Consider the following 21,497-nt stretch of genomic DNA (forward strand, 5'->3'; position numbering starts at 1 on the left):
ATCTTCTAAAACCTTTGACAAGTAACCAAGATTAACGCTTTGAGCGCTAGGAGTGAGTTGAAGATACAGTTCACCCATAAGTCGTAGTATGAACCGTAACTGAATTGATTAACGCTTCTCGCGAAGTCGGTCGTCTCATCACATCTATCGCTCACTCATAACATTACTTTACCATGTGTCGGATTCCGTATACCTGCATGTTTTGATTTCTCAATTTGTAACGTCCATTCGTTTGTCTTACCAAACGAGGAATCGTAGATCAACCTAGTTACCGTTCATAGCGTATAACCACGTCAATGTTTTGCCACCCACAAGCCCAGTTAATCATGCGTTAATATTAATATTTAACGTTTAGAAATTTTCCCATTACTGAGTTGGAAGCCAGAGGCAGTGTCCTTAGATGCGCTCCCCACACCCCGATACACCTGATAGAAAGTAGCATATCGGGAAGCCCTTTGAATAACCGCGGTAACCTCTCCGCGCCACAATGTGGATAACCAATGACGAAGGTTTCTCACGCAAAAAAAGAGACTCCAGTTACAATCCATCTGTTGTAATCGAAGTCTCTACTTGCTTGAAATTCTATCTGAAATAGGTTATAATTATCCTATTAAATAAAGATAGTAATTCTTTGTGAGTCGTTATCAAGGTCTGCCAACCAAGATAACATTTCGATACTCGCAACGTGTGAATGAGATTGCTAATATCTGGAACACTTCAAAGCCTGCCAGCTGAGAAGTGTTCTTTTTTTGTATTAAGTTATTTGATGTCTCAATCATAACCTATCGGTGGGCTAGAAGTCAACAACCAAATTGTAAGAATTGCTAAAGACGTATTAAAGTTTACATAATCTATATTATCGTAAGTTGTTTTTCTTTTCTAATTCCGCTAATTTTTGACGCAACAACTCGTTTTCAAGCCGTGCGTTCTGCTCGTTAATCTTATTCATTTTATATTGCTGACCTTGATTAGATCCCTCTATAAACGAATTAAATATATACCCGATTGAACCAATAACAAACAATACTAATGCTAATACAAATGGCCACATAACAATTACCCTCCGTTTTAAATATATTTATTATACACAAAAAGCCCCACCAGTACCATCAGATACCAGTGGGGCAATGGGTTAACGTAAATGTATACGTTAACGTTAACGTTATTTATTTAACTTCGGTAAGACTAGCAGCATTCACCCATACGTTGCCATATCGGGTACTGAATGCAATACCATTAGAGGCTTCATCAACATCTTCCACACGAATGCGGTCAGAGTGTAGACGGAAATAGTCGCCAACCTTAAGCGTTTGGTTAGCAGTCTTATTTCCTTTGCTATCAACCTTATCGACTGATTCAACACCTAATCCATTAAGTGTCCAATTGATTGGTTTACCGCCAGCAAAAGCATAGTTGACAACTTGCCAGATGCCATTAACTTGCTTTAGTTCGTCCACACGATATGCAGGTTTAGCTTTGAAATACTCGCCAACGTTTAATACTTGGTCGACTTTTGCAGTTGACTTAGCAGAAGTGGCGGGAGTGGTGACTGCACCACCGACACCGTATTTAATATCATGCTTTAGCTTATCGTATGATACACCCCACTTTTGTAGAAATGGTAGTGGGTCGACATGGTCAGAACCATGACCAGTACGTGAAGCATAGTTGTGAGTTTTAACTCCAACAGTACCCGGTGTGTCTAACGTGAAATCAGTAATGCCAGCTTCCTTTGCTAGTTGCCGTGCAAGTTCAATATAAATTTTATAGTCACGATTGAACTCAGCTTGGTTAGCTACATGTTCATTGAACTCGATTGCTGCATATCCTTCCCAGTTCCAATCTCCGCCAACATCATACGCACCACCATTAGTAGCAGCTACTTGAATAGCTTGTCCTTCACCAACGATGTGTGTGTAATAGGCGTTACCATACGAACGTGATAGGTATGAAATTGAGTTAGCATTAGTTGCATTAGGATTACCAGTTGAGTGCAAATGAACTTGTCGGAAAGGCGCACGCGCCAATCCAGCTGCAACTGCAGGCTTACCTGGAACCACAATATTTTTAATTACGTTAACCATTATTACCACCTTTCATAAATTGCTTGACTATCTGATCCAACCAAGTGGAATTTGCACCAGCAAACCCACCAAGGGCGACATCAGTCCACACTGGTGTGCCGGTTGTCATGCCAAACAAAAAACCAATTAACAATCCGACAACCACCGATAATGCTGGTAGCCACTTTGGATTGATAACTGGTATCTTCTCTACTAATTCAATTACAGCGTAGGTTACAAGCAGCATTACAATTCCACCACCTGCTAACCACGCAGATATATCATTCATTATTTTTCCTTTTGTCCCTTTCTTCATGAATACGTTGGGCATCTTGAATTAACGTATCAGTTCCCTCACTCACTGGTAAGTCTAGAACCTTATGCCCCATCGCTTCACCAGTACCATTACCACCTAAATCAAGATATGGTTGATACATATTTAGAAAATTGTCAATGTCGTCCATTGTTGCCCAACCTTGTTTCAACAACCGTCGTCCTTCCTGATACACACGGTCGTGTAATACTGATATTGATGCTTTCTTCTGCTTGTCCAATTCTTCTACTAACTTTTTATGCTCACGTTCGTAAGCTTCAATTAGTGGTTGCGTGGCTTGTTCTACTGCTTTAGTTAGCCTTTCTGACTTTTTCAGTTGTCTCTGCTGAAACCAACGAGTAATCGGCTTAAATATTGACCACGCAGAGACAGTTCCGACGATTCCGACAATCGTTGCTATCTCATTCAACTTATCCATAATTACTTTGCGTCAACCTCAGCATCATCTGATCCGGTAGTTACAGTTGTGTCAGGCGTTTCAACGGCTACTGTATCAGCTAATTTTTTACGTCCTAATGATTCGATTTGCTTACGACTTAAATCATCTAGAGTTACGCCATCTTCTAAATCTGCTGGACGTAGTGCCATATTTGCATTGACACTATCATTGTCCACATAGCCAGAAAAGGCTGTGCCAATTTCTGACGTGTTTCCAGTTGAATCAATACGGTAGTTGATGTTAGTTAGTTTGATATCCATAGTTAGTTCTCCTTTTGTACTTCGGCAAGTTGTGCCTTAAGCTGTGTGTTTTCTGCTTGCAATTGAGCGTTCTTGATATTTAGATTAGCAATCTCAATCGCTAGGTTGTTGACTATTTGATCGTTCATTTTTTAATGCCTCTATTTCTGCTGATAATTCTTGGACCGCTTTGTACAATACTGACGTGTAATCGTAAATCGAAACAAACTTCTTATCATCGGTTAATAAACGCTCATCGGTTTCATCAGCAATCACACCAATTTCCGTTTGACCATTTTTGGTGTATCGGTGAATCTTTGTGTTATTAACAATGTCCAAAGCATTATCTTCTAAATCAGTAATGTTTGTTTTGAATTTACGTTGTGACGAAACATTGAAATGTGCTGCTGCAATATCATAGTATGTTGACAAATCACGGCTAACAATACGAACCTGACCACCAGAATAAGGTGAAAGATAAAGGTTCTTTGACCCACCATCTTCGTCGATTGCTAGAATTTGGTTAGCTTTGAAACGTATTCCCAAACCATGTCCTGAGTTAGTTGGATTAGAATAGTAATTCAACGTACCCTTCATGCTATCGTCAACATCGCTAGTGTTAGCTAGTAATTCTAGTTGCGCACGATTAGTTGAATTGTTGTACATGCTTTTGGCAGCTAACTGTAAGTGGTTATCCTGCTTGTTAATAATACGTCCGGTATCAGTCGTGCCTAAGTGACCTGTATCACCAGTCAACACTTTGGCATTTAACTGTCCAGTAGTAATTAGACTTGCGTTGAAATTACCAGTATTAATATTTGAAGCATTGATGTTGGTGATATTGGCTTTGGCACCATTTAACGTACCTGTGGAAATTGAACCTGCATCTAAGTTAATAATATTTAAGTTCGCACCATTTAACGTACCAACCGTTATGTTGGAGGCGTTAAGGTTTTTGAAGTTTCCACCGAGTGCATAGAAATCACCGGTAACTGAGACGTTACCATCAAGCGTAATTTGCTTACCAACAATACGAGTGTTAGATGTATCACCATTGATACCGGTTATTAACTTACCAGAGTTATCTTGAATACCAATTGCCCAATTATCTTTGAATAGTTGTAGGACAGTATCAGTAGCCATATAAGAACCTGGCATATACGGTTGAGCAGCTTTCGTAAACGTTAGCATTGGTCTTTTTAAATAAGCATTCGTTCCTTCTCTGCACTGGAATGAAACACGAATATATTTCGCATCTGTTGGTACAGAAATGTTTTCAACTTTTTTACTGTACCAAGTTCCATCATCAGTACCGTTCCAGTACTTTAATACATTCAAGTCACTATTTACGTTTTTATGATTGGAATCTAAAAAACTAAACCATAACGACGTGTAATTTGTATTGGTAATAGTTCTAACGTCCCATGACAACGAGAATACTGTATTCCCGTTATTTCCAGGTACTGCAACATCTTGTTCGAAGTATGAATACCATTTAGTGGTATCGTTACCCGCGTCTGTTGGAACATTAATACCGACAGTTGTTTCTCCATCAACAACGTAGCTACGATAAAAATTATAATTCTTACCATTCGCTCCGTTGTTAGCAACATTCCACCCTTGCAAATCAGGGGTGAATTGCGTGTTAAATAAGCGATTTACTTGCGATACACTGGCCATAATTCCATCAGCACTCTGGCTAATTTCTGATTCCAATCCGGACTTAGCACTTGCAATCTGACTAGTTGTATAACTTTTAGATTGCGATAATGTATTAGTATCGCCGTTCTTACGGTCTTGAATTTCAGTAGTAAACTGACCAGCCGTCTGTGTGCTAAGTGATTTAATTTGTCCACCAACATCATCGACTTTATCTTGAATCATGCCAGCTAATTGTGTTCTGGTAGACTCAACTAAGTTATTGTTGTTATATGGCCCTGGTGTGTATGACCCAATTGTCGCACCGAGGACTAGCATCGGGTGTCCTAGATAAGCGTTTGTCCCTTCACGCGCTTCGAACGAAACATTAAGTTGAGTTGCTCCGTCCGGTACAGCAATGCCTTCCCACTTATTTTGAACATTCCAACTATTCTGACCACTGGGACTATGGCCATTCAAGTCAGCCCAATTTACATAAACAGTTGAAATTTTAACGCCATTTGAATCTTGGAACTCTAACCATAAGTTGTTATAGAACGCTGTCGTTCTAGCGTTTGCGTACCATGACATCGAAATGTATTGTCCTGATAAAGGCGTACTAGCCAATTGCACTTGTTGTCTCAATCGTGCATAAGATGAGTCAGTACCGGCAGAAGTTTCCCAGCCCACAACAGTTGCATTTATATTTCCTTGTGTGTATGAGCGATATGGTTTCCTTATACCATTGGTTCCTTCTGTATACCACCCTTCTAAGTCTGGGTTGAACTCCGAATTAATTAATAGGTTTGATTGCCCCATAGAATTAACTTGATCAGCAACGTTTTTAATTTTTGTTTCGAACAACTGCGATGTTTGCGTATTTAACGAGGTGTACCCTTGAGTTATATCAATAACCTTTTGATTAATCACCCCAGTCAATTGTGTGACCGTTGACTTGTCACCAGTCTTTCTGTCTTCAACTTCGTCAGTAATCTGATCAGCTAGCTGCGTGCGAATTGACTGCATTGAGGAATTATTGTTATAACTACCAGAAACATATACGTCACCAATAGTTTTTCCCAATACAATCATAGGCTGACTCAAATAAGCACTAACACCTTCTCTAGCTTCAAATGAAATACGTACAGTCTTAGCATTATCTGGAACGGAAATCCCTTCCCATTTTTGCAGTAACCATTTTTTTGAACCGCTTTTGTCGTCCCAATTGTTCATTGGTCTATCGTTGCCGGTGATTATATCATTGTGGTTAGAGTCATAGAAATTAATCCATATATGTTGATACATGCCATCAGTTTTTGAACGAGTCCACGAACGCCATGACATTGAAATATACTTGCCCGATTGTGGCGTTCCATACAAATTAACCTCTTGTCTAAAGGTTGCAAAGTAAGCACCGTTTGATGTATCAGCGCTAGTAGTATCAATACCAACGGCAACCCCATTAAATTCATTTGTCGAAAACGAACGATAAAAATTGTGCTTATTGTCATTAGAACTCGTACCCCAACCTTCAATGTCAGGATTGAAATCTGAATTATTGAACAAATTAATTGATTGCATACTTTCCACTGTGGTCTGTATGCCGTCAGCTTTTTGAATAGCCGTTGATGCAGCAGATTGTGCATTGGTAGCAACTGTCATACCGTTAGCTGCAAGTGTAGCTGTGGCAGATAAGCCGTTATTGGGGTCTTTAACTAAGCCAGTGATACCATCGAGACTGACTTCTAATTCGGCGACACGGGCATTGTTGTTGTAGTTACCCGGAACGTAGTCACCAATAGTTGAACCTAGAACCAACATAGGTTGTGATAGATAGGCTAACGTACCTTCACGGGCTTGAAACCATACAGTTAATTTAACTGCTGTTTCAGGAACATCAATACCTTCCCACTTTTTACGTTTCGTCCATGAATTGTCTGTGTCTGTTTGGCTCCATTGTTTATAACTCTCACCAACCTTCATACCAGACTTATCATAAAACCTTACCCACAAGCCATTATAGTTATCTACTCGACTAGCCCACGAAGCCCATGACATTGATATTTGATGTCCGGAACCAGGTGTAGATGCAAGCATAAAATCTTGTTTAAATGATACCCATGTATTTGCAGGAGCATTCTGTGTATCAAACCCAACGACATTTGCTTGAATAACACCTTGCCAGTATGAGCGATAGGGAAATTTACTTCCCGTATCAGCTTCGGTATACCACCCTTCCAAATCAGGATTAAACTCCGTATTCATCAACTGATTAACTTGACCTTGCGCATTTGCTTTCGCCTGCAACTCGGTAACGATATTAGATATGCTATCAACAGTTTGCTTGGTTTCGGAATACTTACCTTCCAAATCTTTTGTTTCTTTATCGTAATCAGTCTGACTTACCTTAGAAGTTATCTGGTTATTTAATACATTAATACTTGCGGTATTAGCGTTAACTTTCTTATCATTAGTAGATTTATAACTAGCAACATCAGCCGTCACTGCATCAGCCGTTGTTTTAACCTGACCATATTTAGTATCTAGATCTTTAGTTTTCTTATCGTAATCTGATTGGCTGACTTTAGTTGTAATCGCTTTACTATTCGCATCAATCGCAGCAGTATTAGACGAGACCTTGCCGTCATTAGTCTTTTGGTATGCTTCTACATCAGCACGAACACCATCAGCTTTTTGACTAACCGTGGAAATCGAATTATTTAACGTTTGATTGTTCTTGTCATAATCTGACTTAGCAACTTTTGTTTTAACTTCGTCTGCTAGTTGAGTAATTGAAGATGTATTGGTTTCAATGCCTGACTGAACATCTTCAGGAGCTGGTGTCCAATCTGTTGCAATAGTACCAATTTCTAACTTAGGTCTTGAAGCTTCGATATAATCTGCTTTAATTCCTTGAATATATATACCAACACTAACCCCTTTATTTGGGTCAATATCGACATTTGTTAGGTTTTTGAATGCTGTTATTCTACCTGAAAATGAGTCGCCAACTTTAAGATAGCTTTGGGTGATACTCGTACTTGGTGACACATATAATTTATTCCCGTCTACATCAAAGAAAATAAGTTCCATTAATACACGATTGAAGCCATTACTAAATGATGTAATGTTTTTAATATCAACATACAATGATGTTGTTACCATCTTGTGCGAAAATTCAGAACCATTAACTGTTGTTCCCAAATTTGATTTGTATGGATAAGGAACACCATCAGATTGTACAATTTTTAAGTCTGAGTTAGGAATGTAGTTCCTACCACCAACCGCTAAGTTATTAATCTTGGTAACGGTGCTTTCAAACCCATCTGCTCGTTGCTTTAATTGTGATACACTCTCGTCAATTTGACCTGTTTTCTGATTATATTCAGTTTGAGAAACCTTACTTGAAACCTCATCAGAAACAACTTTAAGTTGTGCTGTATTTGCAGAAACTTTTTTATCATTATCCAATTTATAACTAGCAACGTCAGTTGTTACACCATCAGCTGTTTGCTTAATTTGTGCATACTTAGTATCTAAATCTTTTGTTTTTGTATCATAGTCTGACTGTGAGACTTTACTTGATAATTCTTCTTGGGTTGCTACAATATCAGCATGATTCTTTTGAATATCATCTCCCAAGTCTTTCTTTGCATCTGCAAGGGCCTGGTTTGCTGATTGAGCAACTTGTTGAGCTTCTGAATGAGCTGTTGCTGTTGCTGTATCTACCATTGACTTAGCAGCACTACCAGCCGTTGTGTTAATACGCGTTTCCGCTTCGGAGAGTGCCACGTTTGCACTACTCAATGCACTGGAAGCTTGTGCTTTACCGTATGCAGCAGCCGAACTCGCCATACTATTTGCACGGCTTGCAGCACTGTTGGCCATACTGGTGGCAGCACTAGAAAACGCCGTTCGCTCCGAAGTTGCTAGTTGTAATTGATGTGCTGCACTACTTGCGATTGAGTCAGCTTCGGCAGCTAAACTCTCGCGTTCACTTGCCGCACTACTCAATGCTGTGTTAGCCTCTGATTGGAACTCGGCTGCTTCACTAGCACGGACTGCGTCCATAGCAGCTGCTTGTGACTTAGCAGTTTCGATAGCTTCATCAACTTTGTTAGCAATGTATTCACCAGTTTTAGTAGAAACTAACTCAACCCACGTTGTACCGTCCCACATGAAAATGTACTCATCGTCACCATCTTTAACGAAATACTTGTCACCAACTTTTGGGTTAGCAGGAAATGGATCATTGATTGAATTTCCGTAGTAGTCAGTATTCTTACCATCAGCAGATGCAATAGCTGCACCTTGTGCAATATGTAAAGCTTTATCAGCAGTCTCTTTCGCACTGGCAACATTGTTAATAAACTGTTGTGTCAGCGTACGTTTCTTAGCACCAATTGTATAACTGTCGTACTGATCTAATAACACGTTCCATGTAATTGCGCTAACTTGTGCTAACGTATTGATACGTAATGCTTGGAAATAAACCTTAATCGTGTCACCTAAGTCGAGTGACTCCACATTCTCGCCTAAGGCTTTATTCATATCAACCGTGGATAGGTCAATTGAAACTTCTGGAATACCAACTTTATTATTGGTTATATATTGCTTGGCAAACGCACGCAACTTGTCATCAGTGTAACTCTTGATTGCGTTATCACCAGTAAACTTATCCGAGAAGTCAACCACTTGTATAACAGGCGCATTGAAGTTGTCAAAATATTTTGATTCAACAATTGTCTCAGGTAACGTCTTAACAATTGTTTTTTTGCTATCACTATCGTCAGTGAACTGCGCGTATGGATAAATTGCATTATACGTTGAGGTGATATTTTCCTCTTGCGTTAATGTGGTAATGTTTTTCCCATACACCAACATGTCGTGTGATTCTTTACCACGCTGATTTAGTAGTGAAACTTCAAAGTTATCGAACTTGTATTGTCCACCAACTAAATCTAGTATCGAACCTTCCTGACCACCTAATACCGTACGTGCGTTACCGAACGTTTGCGGTGTGAATGTTCCAGTAGATTGTGTCATGACATCAGACTTAACTGTGAATAAATCGCTGCCGTATAATAACTGAGCTTTCCACGCAGTTAACATTTGTAGGCCATTGCCAGTAGCGGTATAGGCTTTTGTTGGAATACCGTTCAATCGATAACTAATATGCTCGGCGTAAACGCTACGGTTATAAGTCGTATCACTGGTAATTTTTTTAATTTCGAATATTTGCCCCTTAAGCACATTGCCAGCATCAACCTTAACAAACGCCTGTTCCTCGATTGCGCTATCTAATGCACCGCCAACTGGATAAGTAAATTCAAAAATAAATTGTCCGTTGAGTTCCTCAGTGACAATCGCTTTCTCGGTATCAGTTAACAATCCTAGACCTAAGTTATCGAAGTCAGTCGTACCCGGTTTGTAAATAATTGGATAACTCATGTCCTATATCAGCTCCTCCCATTTTGGAATAATTGTCATTGTTGTATCACCGGTTGTGGTCCATGAAATGGTATTATTACCGGGCAATAGTTTTAGGAACGGTAGACTGTTGATACGAAACATTGAGTTGTCATTTGTTTTCGTACTGATTGCTGTCATAGCTTTCGAGTCCAAAATAATACCACCATCTAAATTAAGTAGCTTCATTGTTTGGCTACCAATTGTAATGGTGGTATCTCCGCTTCCGGTTAATTTAATTGTTGGATATGCATCTGACTTCGTTGGGTTATTGATTGTGCCACCGCTTTTAATTGTTGTCTCCGTTAAACCAGAAAGTAAGAACCGCTTGGGTTCAAAACGGAATTGTACATCAGCGGTTGCAGCATATTGATTAATACGCGTGAATGTATATTCAGCACTAATGTAAACGTTATAGTAAACATCAGGTTCGGCTGACCACATGAAGGCACCACCAGCGTAAGTCCCTTTGAACCACTCGTCAACTTCCTGAATTGCCGTTTCAATTGAACGGTTACCAGCAGTGACAATAGCAATAGGTAGTGTACGCACGACTGTTTTATAACGATTGTTTGAAATAGCAACCGACCCATCACGACCAGGTACCTCAACGTATGTAATATCTGTTTCTGGTGAGACAAACGTAAAACTGTGTTGCAGATAAACACCAAAGTCTGACGAGTATTTACCGCCATAAAAAAAGTGTCGATCGTCGCTCGGTAATGCTTTGAATTTTGTTTGTGCATCTAGCAACGTCTGAGTTGCTGGTTTATAAAACTTCATGAATAATTACCTCGTATCATATATGTATGGTAGGAAAATCCTACCCCATAGAACCACGTTGTTCCTTCATCGCTTCGAAAGCTAAACGCTCACTCATTGATTTAGCTGATTCTACGTATGTGTTAGACCTATTGTTTTTATTAATCTGATTACCCTCGGTCAATAAGGAAACCATTTTTTGTAGTACCTGAATAACGTCTTGGTTATCGACATTAACTACGGTAGATTGTGGAGCAGGCTGTTGTTGCTGTGTGCGGAACGTGTCGTTAGCATTAACGATACCCTGCATCTGTCCAGCAACTGGAACCGTACCACCAGTCGCAAACTTAGGAATCATACTTGGATCAATTGTCCGTCCAGTATCAGCAGAGAATGCAGACATTGACGACCAAACTTTCGTTCCAGCAGGCAATGGTGTTAGCGTCCAATCAGCAGGTGAAACGCCTAAGCGTCCTTCAGGTGTTAGGTATGGCTCATTCTTACCACCGTCACCTAGCCAATAGTTACCGTCAGTTGATGCGCCAGAAGTTCCAGTAGCGAAACCTTCTTTAATCTTTTTATAGATACTTTTGAAAACAGAAGTAATGGTAACTGTTTTACCGTGAACGCTATCAATGCTTGATTTAGCAGAACTGACACCACCGTGAGTTTGATTACTTGCATGTAAGTTGGCAGTTTTACCTTGCAAGGAATTGATTGTTCTTTGAGCGCTACCCTTACCTTGTCCAGCTTGGTTGCTTGCTTGCAATGGTGAGGTTTTACCATGTAAACTATCAATCGTTCCTTGAGCAGATGCTTTACCGGGACCAGCTTGATTAGAACCCTTCAATGGTGAAGTCTTTCCGTGTAAACTATCTATGGTACCTTGAGCGCCCATAACACCAGGGTGAGTTCTATTCAAAGCCTCAAGTTTTTTCTGAGCAGCTTTCTGCTTGTTCCAACTTTCGATTTGTTTTCTGGCGGTTGTTGACTTACCACTAGCTAAGTCGTTAGCAATCAACTTCTTCTGAGATGGTGTCAGCTTATTCCAATCTTTAAGCTTAATACCAGCACTAGAAAGTAACTTACTTGCACTATCTTTAGCAGTAAGGTTTTTGGCATTTGGCTTAGCAGCATTCCACAAAGCAATTTTTTGCTTAGCTTTATCAGTTTTTCCAGAAGCCATATCGTTAACAAGAATCTTTTGTTGTTTGGGAGTTAACTTATTCCAATTTTTAACAGAACCAACAGCTAATTGTGCTTCCTTAGTAGCCATATTTTTTGCAATAATTTTTGCTTGCTTAGGACTAATCTTGTTCCAATCAGCGACTTGTTTCTTAGCACCCTTAACGTTTCCGCTAGCTAAGTCGTCCGCTAACAACTTTTTCTTTCGTGGTGATAATTTATTATATTGATCAACGCTGACGCCAGCAGTCTTAAGCAACTTAGTAGCCGCATCAGTTGCTTCAAGTTTTTTCTTACCTGGCTTTAAAGTATTCCAAACGTTAATTCGATTTTTAGCACTATCAACTTTTCCGCTAGATAAATCTTCGGCAACTAATCGCTTTTCTTTTGGCGACAGTTTATTCCAGTCTTGGAATTTAATACCAGCTTGTGCCAACACCTTACTTGCAGCATCGTTAGCTTTAAGATTCTTTGAATCAGCTTTAGATGCGTTCCACAAAGCTACCTTTGCTTTAGCTCGATCGGTGTTTCCTGATGCAAGGTCTTTAACTATCAGGTTCTTAATCTTAGGATCCATCTTGTCCCATTCGCCTGATTTTTCAAGTGGTTTTATAAGTGCTTCACTAGCTTTATCTTCTGCAATAAAAGCCTTTTCTTCAACACTTAAACCATTCCACGAATCCAAACCTTCCATCGCATTTAACAGAACAGCATGACCTTCGTCGTTCTTAAGCATTATTTCTTTTTGTTCTGGTGTCGTATGATTCCAATTCTCAACATCTTCAACACCTTGCTTGCTTGCAATGTGGAATTGCTTTTGGAATTGTCCCCAGTCGATACCAGCTGCTTGAACAGATGCTTTCAGATTATCGTAAGATTTACCATAGTCCTTAACGGATTGTGCTTGGTTGTCCCAATCAATTTTCTTAAGTTGGGTATTGAAATCGCTAACTAACGGCTTGATTGATTCAGCATTCTGTTCAAAAAAGTCTTTCCACGCTAAACGTTTTCCTTCTTTACCGCCGATAGCTTTAGCTTGTTCCTTAGCTTGTGTGATTGCATCACCAAGACTTTGTCCCAGAACTTCACCGTAGTTTTTCATCGATGTACGCAATTGCTTTAATGACAAATCAGATAAGTCAGCGTTATTAATCATGTCTGTCAAAGCATCACGTTGTGACTGACTAAATTTTGTGTTGGTTTGAATCTGCTCAGCTAAAATGGCTTTGCGATCCTCTTCCATTTTTGCCATTTCATCTTTGGTTAATGAACGATGCTCGTTAGCAGCCTTAGTCAAAATGTCAGTAACTTCTTGCTGTGCATTTGTGACCGTTTGCTTTGAATATTCGTATGATTGATTCTTTTCGTTCAATGTATCAATCTCTGATTTAGCAGCGGATTTCATTGCAGCCGATGCCGATGGATCGTCTAAGATAGCTTGCAACTTTTTGATACGTGCAGACGTTTTATCAATATCACCTTGTACTTGTGAATTAACGACTTGCGCCCATGAACCAAATGCACCAGCAGCGTCTTTAATATTTTCTGGATTGAGCTTAACATTAGATAACTTACGCAAAGATATTTCAGCAACATCAGCTTCTTTCTGCATCTTGCTAAATTCTTTAGCTTGCGATTGAGTCATTTTAATGTTGTACTTACCAGTTTCCTGACGTTCTTTTTCAGCCTTCTTAACCTTGTCCACATGGTCTTTATAAACTTTCCAACCAACGACACCTACCGCAGCGGCAGCAGCTAATCCAAGCATTACTGGAACACCAACGCCCATAGTACCGAATAATGCAGCTCCAGCAGTTTTAAGTAACCCAGCTGACTTACCAGCAGTCGCTACTTCCTTGCCAGCTTTACCAGCTGCACCACCAAATTTACCAAGTCCAGCCGCACCAACACCAGTTTGTGCGGCAATTTCTGCAAACGTTAATCCTTTGTTTGCTTCACTTAATAGCTTAGCCTCTTTACCGGCTTTGCCGGCAGCCGAACCGTAACGTCCGAAGCCCGTAACCGCACCAGCTAACTCAGCCATAGTGGTTACATCTTTAATTCGACCGGCAATCTTAATGAAACCACTGACGGTTTTAGTAGCAATACCAACACTAGAAACCAATGGTCCAAACACAAGCGCCATCGCCCCTAGTCCAGCACTAGCCAATGCGGTATTAGCAATTAATGATTTTGTGCCATCAGACAAACCACTAAACCAGTGTATTAATCGTTCAATACCCTGCATCGTTTTGTTGATTGTCGGCATCATTGAATCGCCCAGCTGCATGACCACATCATCTAATGTTGCTTTGAATATCTTCATTTGTGACGCAGGGTCTTTCATATTCGCATGAGCCAATTTCTGAATATATGACCCAGCTTCAGTTGCGTTTGCCCCAACGTCTTTCATTGTTTCACTTAATTGCTTAGTGTTATTCAAAAAGATACCAGCAGCTTGCATACCTGTTTGGCCAAAGACGGCCTTTAAAATACCCAACTGTTGGTCTTGTGGCAAATCTTTAATAGCACCATTTAATTGTCCAAATATATCAGGCAACGAACGCAACTTTGTCTTACCAGTTTTTGCATCAACCTCAGTCAACTTAACACCGAATGAATCCAGTGTATCTTTAGCTGTTGCAGTTGGCGCAGATAGAGATGTCAAAACTTTACGGAAACCAGTTCCTGCTTTTTCCGCTTCGACACCGTTGTTGCTAAGGACTCCGATTGCACTAGCTGTATCACTAACCGAATAACCAACCGTATGAGCTGCTTGTGATACATACGTCATAGCAACTCCCATACCGTGGAAATCGGTAGCCGTAGTATCGGCAGCGTATGCTAACGTATTAGCAACCATACGTGTGTTTTTCATCTGAGTTGAAGCATCAGTAGAACGTAGGCCAAATCCTTCAAGGGTTGATGTAGTTGTTCTCAACGTATCACTCAAAGAATCTCCAGATGCCTTTGAAGCGTACATGATGTCTTTTAATGAAGCTAACGCTGACTCACCATCGTAACCACGACGGATCAATTCCTCATAACCCTTAGCAATCGTCTTTTGTGAATCACCATATTCAAGTGATAACTTACGTCCTTCAACACGCATTTTATTAACCGTGCGTTGTGATTCAGCAGCACCCTCACCAGACGTTTTCAACAAGTTGTAATTAATGTTGTAAGCGTGAGATAATTCAGCTGCATCTTTGGCGCCTTTAGCAAACGCTCCACCAATCATAGTAGTGTTCATAACGGCATTCATACCAAAACTCGTCATGGTGCGTCCGGTGTTTCTTAATGAGTTACCAATCTTATTACTACCATCAACGACACGGGCAAATCCTGTGGACATACCCGGTAACGTTTTAGCAGTCTTGGTAATCTCACCAGCCATACTTGCCATATTAGCTTTGGTGTTAGCAATAGCCACACGTTGTTCACTAATTGCAGATGCATTCTGACGCTCAGCACTGGTTAATTCATTTAACTTATTAACCTGAGCAGTTAACGTACTACCAAGAATTTTATATTGCTGCGATAGTCCAATGACATGCTCACGATTAGCTAGCAACGTTTGATTGTTTGCTCGGAACACCGCTTCACTCTCGCGTGTCTTAGCTTGCATCAGTGCTAATTCACGATCCAATGATTTAACTGATTCCTCAGCTTGCTTAACACTGTTATCGTCAATGCGAATTTTATTTTGTGCTGAATCTTCTTTTAATTGTTGTAAATCTCGACGTAACTCTTTAGCTTTCGTAGACGACGAACCAAACTCTTGACTAGCAGACGCCAATGCCGTTTTCAATTGCTTTTGTTTGTCAGCAAGTAACGTCGTTTCAGTTTTTAATCCTGTTTCCTCGGTACGTAAAGCATTAGCTTCGTCACCAACCATACGAAAAGTTTCAGCAGAAGCTTTAACACTAGCACGCAATTGTTTAAGATTTTCGTTAACTAATTCTAGACCAGTCGACTTCAATGCATAAGCAGCTTGTTTTTCTTCTGATATTAATGAAGTGTACGAAGATTTTAAATCTCGAATAACAGCAATTTGCTCACGATACTCGTCTGAATTGCGTCCAAATTGATGACCTACTTCTTTCAGAACTGATTGCTCGGCTTTAATCTGTTGTTCGTAAGCTTTAACTGATTCGCCGAGCATTCGATAGTTCTTAACTTGGGCACCCTCTTTATCACCCTGTAACTCTAATGCCTGAATATCAGCTCGACGAGTAGCTTCAAGTTCTTTAGTACTAGATGCCAGTTCTTTTGTGCCAGCTGTCTCTTGTGCTAATGCGACCTTAGCTTCTTTGTATTCACGAGTTAAGTTAGCTTCTTGTAAAGCTAAGTCTTTAACTTGCAACTCTTGTTTTTCGATTGCATCAGTGTCTTTATCTTTGGCAGATTTCAATTCATTAAGTACAGATTTTTCTGCTAATAATTTTTCTGATAGCTTACTATGTTGAGCAGTTAAACCAGCAACATTCTTAGCAGCAGCTGTCATTGACTGACCTTGTGCATCAGCTAATTTAATATCAGCTTGCCGAGTTTTATCTAGCAACTCATACTCGTGCGAAAGTTTTTGTACTTGATTCTGAGCAGCAATATATCCACTGTTGGTTTTCTTAATCTGCTCATTGGTCTGAGACATTTTCTCGTTAGTGGTGGCTAACTTACTGGCCAACTTGTCATACTCTGGATTAGTACGTTCGACTGTTTCAGCTGTCTTAGCTAACTGAGCTTGTAGCTTAGCCATTTTTTCAGTAGCACCTTGACCACCTTGTTTAGCTAATGCCTCAATCTTTTCTTTTAACTGATCATAAACAGGATTAGCTTCACGAGTAACTCTCGCGGTAGCTTCCATTTGCCTTGCTAAGTCTTTTGACTCCTGTTCATACAGCTTACTTGTTCGTTGTAATCCTTCAAGTTTTGCCTGATAAGCTTTAACCCAGTTGCCCGAACTCGATAATTCACGGAACTGTGTTTTCCACAATGCCGTATTTGTTTTTATCTCTCTTGCTAGGTTCGCCCATTTTCTTACGAAACCAGAATCATCAAGCAACGCACGGACAACAATATCGTTTCCTGCCATTATCCAATTCCTTCCTTGGCTGCCTGATTAGAACTAACATAATCAAACAAGCTCATCGTTTGTTCGCCTTGCGAGTCGCCTGCCTGCTCAGAACCATTTTCAACAAATCGGATAACATCGTCTAAGTCTTGATTCCACGCAGTGTTGACGTCCCACTGATAATTTTGAATCAATGAAGTGACGAACCCATCTACTTGTTTGATTGCGTCATCGATTCCAATATTTTTGACGCTTCATCTGATTCAGACAAAGTATCTTCACGAGTTGATTCCCATAGGTACACGTCATTGTACAAGTCTGAGATTGCCTTTGGATCAAACTCCTCAAAGTTATCAGCTGGTGTCTCAAACAGTTCTGCTAAGTAATCAATTCGCAATTCTAGCAATTTAATTTCAGTGTCCAATAGAGCAACACCGTCAAATTCAATATCTTCCTCTAACAACTCGTTGAACTTCTGTCGTTCCTTTTCGAGTTTTTGTTCTGCAACCAATGCCTTGCGGAATGACCCAACTGTACGTGTCAACGTCTTAACTGAACCATCTACAAACTTAAATGTTTTCGTTACTGCCATGATTTAATTACCTCTTTTATTTAAAATATGTATGCCAGAGTTATCGCACCCTGACTGAGCGACAATGCCTTTTTATTTTAGGAGGCAAGGTCTTATATGTATGGTAGCAATTAAGCTACCGTAATTTTTGCAGTGGTCGTACCTACTATGGTGTTACTCACCTTAGGCGTTACTCGCTGTACCGAAAGCCAATGCTTCGAACTTTGCACGCGTAACTTCATTTTCACCAACCACACCTTCTGCATAAGTAAATCCTTGCTTGTTGCTAACAGCATGGAATACCAATGAGTCGGTTGTGTTTTGAACTGAGGCGTTGTTTGTTTGTGGATTAACATCACCACGAGTGAATGTTCCACGGAACAATGCCATCAATGCTTCGTTGTTGTCTTTGTCATGTGACACAGCCATGATGGTTGCGTATGCAGGATTAGAATCCTTACCGTGCAACCATGCACCTGAGGCCTCGTCTTGTTGGTAACCTAGCAAACGTGCAGTCAAGTCACCTGGAATATCCAAGGCGTTGAATGTTGCTTGCACATCACCAGTACCAGCTGACAATGTTAGGAAAGCACCGTCACCAGCATAAAGAGTAGTTGGTGACTTTGAAAGGTTTTGCAAGTTAAATCCAGTTGGACCACCATTTGAATTGTCCAGCGTATAGATGTCAGCAGCTGCAATAGTTGGGTCAGTTGAAGACTTGTGAATACCAATCTTCACTTCTGACAAACCTTGTAGTAATGTCATGTTTATTTTCTCCTTCTATATAAAAGAGCTGCCATCAGACAGCCCTTCGTAACGCAATGTTATTTTTAATTGACTTGTTTCCTCGTCTAAATCGTGTCCTAAGTTATCGATTGGAAACCAATGATTTTCTTCCATTAATCGATTAAGTTGCCATTCAAACTTATCCACATCAACTCCTTTTTTGTACCAGACCTGAATCTGAAACCGTTGTCTAAGTTTTCTGGCATGGTCGCCAGCATACTCATCGGGTGTGTTTCTGATTTCATCTAATAGGAGCAATGTGAAGTCATCTCGTTTAACAAACTCACTAGGAATGCGATACGAAAAAACGCCCCGTGTATCTAAGTCACCAACCAGAACTTTATCTAGTGGCAAGTCAGACGCACGGAGCAAGTCTTTTAATTTATTTATAATCATTATCAAAGTCCTTTGGCGTGTAACTTAGCGATGAATGCTTTACGCATATCCTCAACCGCAGCCGCACGTTTTTCTTCGACACCTTGATCAACGAAATGAAGACCTTGAAAGCTTCGACTACCTGAATCAACGGTTTTTAACTTGTAGCGATAATTACGTCCAGTACTATTAACAAAGTGTGGACGATTATCAACCACGAAGTGTCCCTCATCAACAAATTTCCAGTAGTAACCTTCGGACGGGAACTCGACATCAGTTGCAGCCATATTTTCAGGGCTATGCAATTTAATAACGTTTTCCAACCCAAGAAAGTGTTGTTGACGATTAGTGAAGGTTGTACCGTCTGGTGTAGTATGAGGCTTAGAACCACCAGTATTATCAGTCTTACTCTTAAGTGAATCCTGAATTCCTAATTGTGCTTGCCTTGCACCTTGTTCAGTAATCTGTTGTTTCTCTGCAATTGATAGATTAATCTGGTCAGCAATTTTATTTAACCCTGATAGGTCAATGTCTAAATCCATTTCCATATTAAGTACCTCCTGCATTGCGGTATGTACGATTAACACCATTACCACGTTGTAATGTGAGCAAGTCGTAACCACGTGGATCTCTTAAGTCTCCCCATGGTGATACACGAACCACGACATACTCAATATCATCGATATGCGCTAACATATTGATGTGAACTTTGCCCTGATCTTTAATTGCGTACACCTGATCTTCTTGCTGGTTTGGGCCTTCGTTTCCAACTTGTTCGTGATAAAGAATGCGGTATGGTGAAGTCCATAAAAAGAAATCTTTCACGAATTCTTGTCGTACAATACCGTCTTGGTCTTCGTGGGATTGATAATGACCGAATGTTATTTTTTGATTGAATCTAGGTAACTCAACGTACTTCTGTAATCGTGCCATTGTTTTGCTCCCACACCATGTAATCAGCTTTCATTTCTAAGATTAAATCATTGTACCCAGTCGGTGTTTTATACAAGTTAACATCAGTCGTAGCAGAACGATTTAAGTAGTCATTTGCAGTTAGTTTCAAAATCGCTAACACATAACTTGGATTGTCCACAAAGAAACTTTCTTGTGTGCCAACAGCATGACGTACGGTTCTGTCAGCTGATTGAATCATGGTTTTTAAAATATCATCTTCATCGTTGAATACGATACGTAAATTTTGTTTTACTAATTTCAAGATATCGGAGTATACTTCATCAGTCATAAAAAGTTATCTCCTTAATAACGGGCGTCCCACCCGCTCGGTAGTTAAATATGCTTACTGGCGGTAATTGCCTGTACGTATTTGTACGAGGCTTTCTGTTTATTAACAAACGATAAATCATCATCGAACGGTTCATGATCAATATAGTTACCTTTAAAAAAAAGATCGTTCATATCACTTATGACACCAGCATTATGAAATAATTTATGTTCATAATATTTTTCAATATCATCGACTGCCCAACTAAATGACAGTTCGTCGGTGACCGTTGGAACAATATTGAATGCAGCTAAAGTCCAAACTTGCGCATACATCTCGGCCGTCCACGATTGGATATACCCTCCTGTTGATTGGCCAATGTCTGTTTTGTTTGGAATTGATTGAAAGTAGTTATAGATGTCGATACAGTTATGATAAACCTGAAACCAGTAATCTGATTTTGGTTTATCAATAAACCATTGTGCACCACCCATACCTCTATCGATTTCTTTTAATTGATTAGTTGTTACACCAACAATATCATTCATCTTTGCAACTATTTCGTCACCACATGGACGTGTACTAACGTATGTATAATTTGTATATCCTAGCGTATCGGCACAATACCATCTATTAGTTGATAAATTATCAGGAGTAACAGGCAACTCTCGAAAGATAATATCACTATCTATATATAGGTAGGAACTTGTTTCTCGTTGACTATCCTCTGATAAAAATTGCCACCAAAGATATGGTCGAATACTAGGAATATACTTTTTATCCACACGATTATCAGTGTACGTATGTGTCTCAACACCAAACTTGCTACGGAAGTAATCAGCATAATCGTTACTATCACTAGCAAACAAAAGCACTACGTCATTTAATGGAAAATGTAAGTTATCTAAATTATTTAGAAGGACTTTCAATTCCCACTTAAAGCGCAATACTGTTGGTTGTGCTAATAGTATTTTCATTAAGCCTTAGGAGCCTCCGTGGTTGTAGTTGTGGTTGGGGCTACCGTAGTCGTCGTTGTCGTAGTAGGCTTTGACGTAGTAGTGGTAGTTGTTGTCGGAGCCACTGTTGTGGTTGTCGTTGTTGTAGTTGGTTTAGCTGTCGTTGTAGTTGTTGTCGGCTTTGGAGTGGTTGTCGTCGTTGTTGTAGGCTCTGCCTGTGTCTTAAACGACAATTCAGTCTTCGCTGATTGGCCAGCATAGGCAACCGCATAGTTGTCATATTGTGTCGCTGGCTTTAATCCAGTAATTTCGATAGGTGACTCAACGCCAGCTTGGTCGACCTTACCGTCTTTGTATAAATCGAATTTAGCCATTAGTTAATTC

Annotated in this window: 18 protein-coding genes; all 18 read right to left on the reverse strand. The window is 40.0% G+C overall.

Annotated elements, in window-relative coordinates; all coding sequences use genetic code 11:
• Positions 1-856 precede the first annotated feature (856 nt).
• On the reverse strand, positions 857-1,051 hold the full coding sequence (locus HMPREF0877_RS09090) for a hypothetical protein (RefSeq protein ID WP_002829080.1): 195 nt from the start codon (positions 1,049-1,051) through the stop codon (positions 857-859).
• Between the two features lie 115 nt (positions 1,052-1,166).
• Positions 1,167-2,084: a lytic exoenzyme target recognition domain-containing protein gene (locus HMPREF0877_RS09095; protein WP_002829081.1), complete on the reverse strand. Its 918-nt coding sequence runs from the start codon at positions 2,082-2,084 to the stop codon at positions 1,167-1,169.
• Entirely contained in the window at positions 2,077-2,352 is a 276-nt protein-coding gene (locus HMPREF0877_RS09100; RefSeq protein ID WP_040761168.1) for a holin, read from the reverse strand. The genes HMPREF0877_RS09095 and HMPREF0877_RS09100 overlap by 8 nt, the downstream gene beginning before the upstream one ends.
• A complete protein-coding gene (locus HMPREF0877_RS09885) occupies positions 2,345-2,815 on the reverse strand; it encodes a hypothetical protein (RefSeq protein WP_002829083.1) in 471 nt (156 codons plus the stop codon). Before HMPREF0877_RS09885 ends, HMPREF0877_RS09100 begins: the two co-directional genes overlap by 8 nt.
• 2 nt (positions 2,816-2,817) lie before the next feature.
• Positions 2,818-3,096 (reverse strand): hypothetical protein, encoded by a 279-nt coding sequence (locus tag HMPREF0877_RS09110; RefSeq protein WP_002829084.1) that lies wholly within the window; start codon positions 3,094-3,096, stop codon positions 2,818-2,820.
• Positions 3,097-3,098: 2 nt separating this feature from the next.
• Positions 3,099-3,224, reverse strand: a complete 126-nt coding sequence (locus HMPREF0877_RS10460) for a hypothetical protein (RefSeq protein WP_002829086.1) — start codon at positions 3,222-3,224, stop codon at positions 3,099-3,101.
• Positions 3,190-10,164, reverse strand: coding sequence for a phage tail spike protein (locus HMPREF0877_RS09115; RefSeq protein WP_002829087.1), 6,975 nt, complete (start codon positions 10,162-10,164; stop codon positions 3,190-3,192). The genes HMPREF0877_RS10460 and HMPREF0877_RS09115 overlap by 35 nt, the downstream gene beginning before the upstream one ends.
• Positions 10,165-10,167: 3 nt before the next feature.
• Positions 10,168-10,965: a phage tail domain-containing protein gene (locus HMPREF0877_RS09120; protein WP_002829088.1), complete on the reverse strand. Its 798-nt coding sequence runs from the start codon at positions 10,963-10,965 to the stop codon at positions 10,168-10,170.
• Between the two features lie 40 nt (positions 10,966-11,005).
• Positions 11,006-17,224 (reverse strand): phage tail tape measure protein, encoded by a 6,219-nt coding sequence (locus tag HMPREF0877_RS09125; protein WP_002829089.1) that lies wholly within the window; start codon positions 17,222-17,224, stop codon positions 11,006-11,008.
• Positions 17,224-17,397: a hypothetical protein gene (locus HMPREF0877_RS10185; RefSeq protein WP_002829090.1), complete on the reverse strand. Its 174-nt coding sequence runs from the start codon at positions 17,395-17,397 to the stop codon at positions 17,224-17,226. Before HMPREF0877_RS10185 ends, HMPREF0877_RS09125 begins: the two co-directional genes overlap by 1 nt.
• 17 nt (positions 17,398-17,414) lie before the next feature.
• Positions 17,415-17,795: a hypothetical protein gene (locus HMPREF0877_RS09130; protein ID WP_002829091.1), complete on the reverse strand. Its 381-nt coding sequence runs from the start codon at positions 17,793-17,795 to the stop codon at positions 17,415-17,417.
• Between the two features lie 162 nt (positions 17,796-17,957).
• Positions 17,958-18,539, reverse strand: coding sequence for a major tail protein (locus tag HMPREF0877_RS09135; protein ID WP_002829092.1), 582 nt, complete (start codon positions 18,537-18,539; stop codon positions 17,958-17,960).
• Between the two features lie 15 nt (positions 18,540-18,554).
• Positions 18,555-18,956, reverse strand: coding sequence for a DUF806 family protein (locus HMPREF0877_RS09140; protein ID WP_002829094.1), 402 nt, complete (start codon positions 18,954-18,956; stop codon positions 18,555-18,557).
• A gap of 2 nt (positions 18,957-18,958) precedes the next feature.
• Positions 18,959-19,483 (reverse strand): hypothetical protein, encoded by a 525-nt coding sequence (locus tag HMPREF0877_RS09145; RefSeq protein WP_040761172.1) that lies wholly within the window; start codon positions 19,481-19,483, stop codon positions 18,959-18,961.
• A gap of 1 nt (position 19,484) precedes the next feature.
• Positions 19,485-19,868 carry a hypothetical protein gene (locus tag HMPREF0877_RS09150; RefSeq protein ID WP_002829098.1) on the reverse strand — a complete coding sequence of 128 codons (384 nt, stop codon included), beginning with the start codon at positions 19,866-19,868 and terminating at the stop codon, positions 19,485-19,487.
• Complete coding sequence (locus HMPREF0877_RS09155; protein WP_002829099.1) at positions 19,843-20,178, reverse strand: head-tail connector protein; 336 nt, start codon at positions 20,176-20,178, stop codon at positions 19,843-19,845. The genes HMPREF0877_RS09150 and HMPREF0877_RS09155 overlap by 26 nt, the downstream gene beginning before the upstream one ends.
• A 44-nt stretch (positions 20,179-20,222) precedes the next feature.
• Positions 20,223-21,134 (reverse strand): hypothetical protein, encoded by a 912-nt coding sequence (locus tag HMPREF0877_RS09160; protein WP_002829100.1) that lies wholly within the window; start codon positions 21,132-21,134, stop codon positions 20,223-20,225.
• Positions 21,134-21,487 (reverse strand): hypothetical protein, encoded by a 354-nt coding sequence (locus HMPREF0877_RS10320; RefSeq protein ID WP_002829101.1) that lies wholly within the window; start codon positions 21,485-21,487, stop codon positions 21,134-21,136. Before HMPREF0877_RS10320 ends, HMPREF0877_RS09160 begins: the two co-directional genes overlap by 1 nt.
• Positions 21,488-21,497: the final 10 nt, after the last annotated feature.

Origin of the sequence: Weissella paramesenteroides ATCC 33313, assembly GCF_000160575.1 — a bacterium.
Lineage (GTDB): Bacteria > Bacillota > Bacilli > Lactobacillales > Lactobacillaceae > Weissella > Weissella paramesenteroides.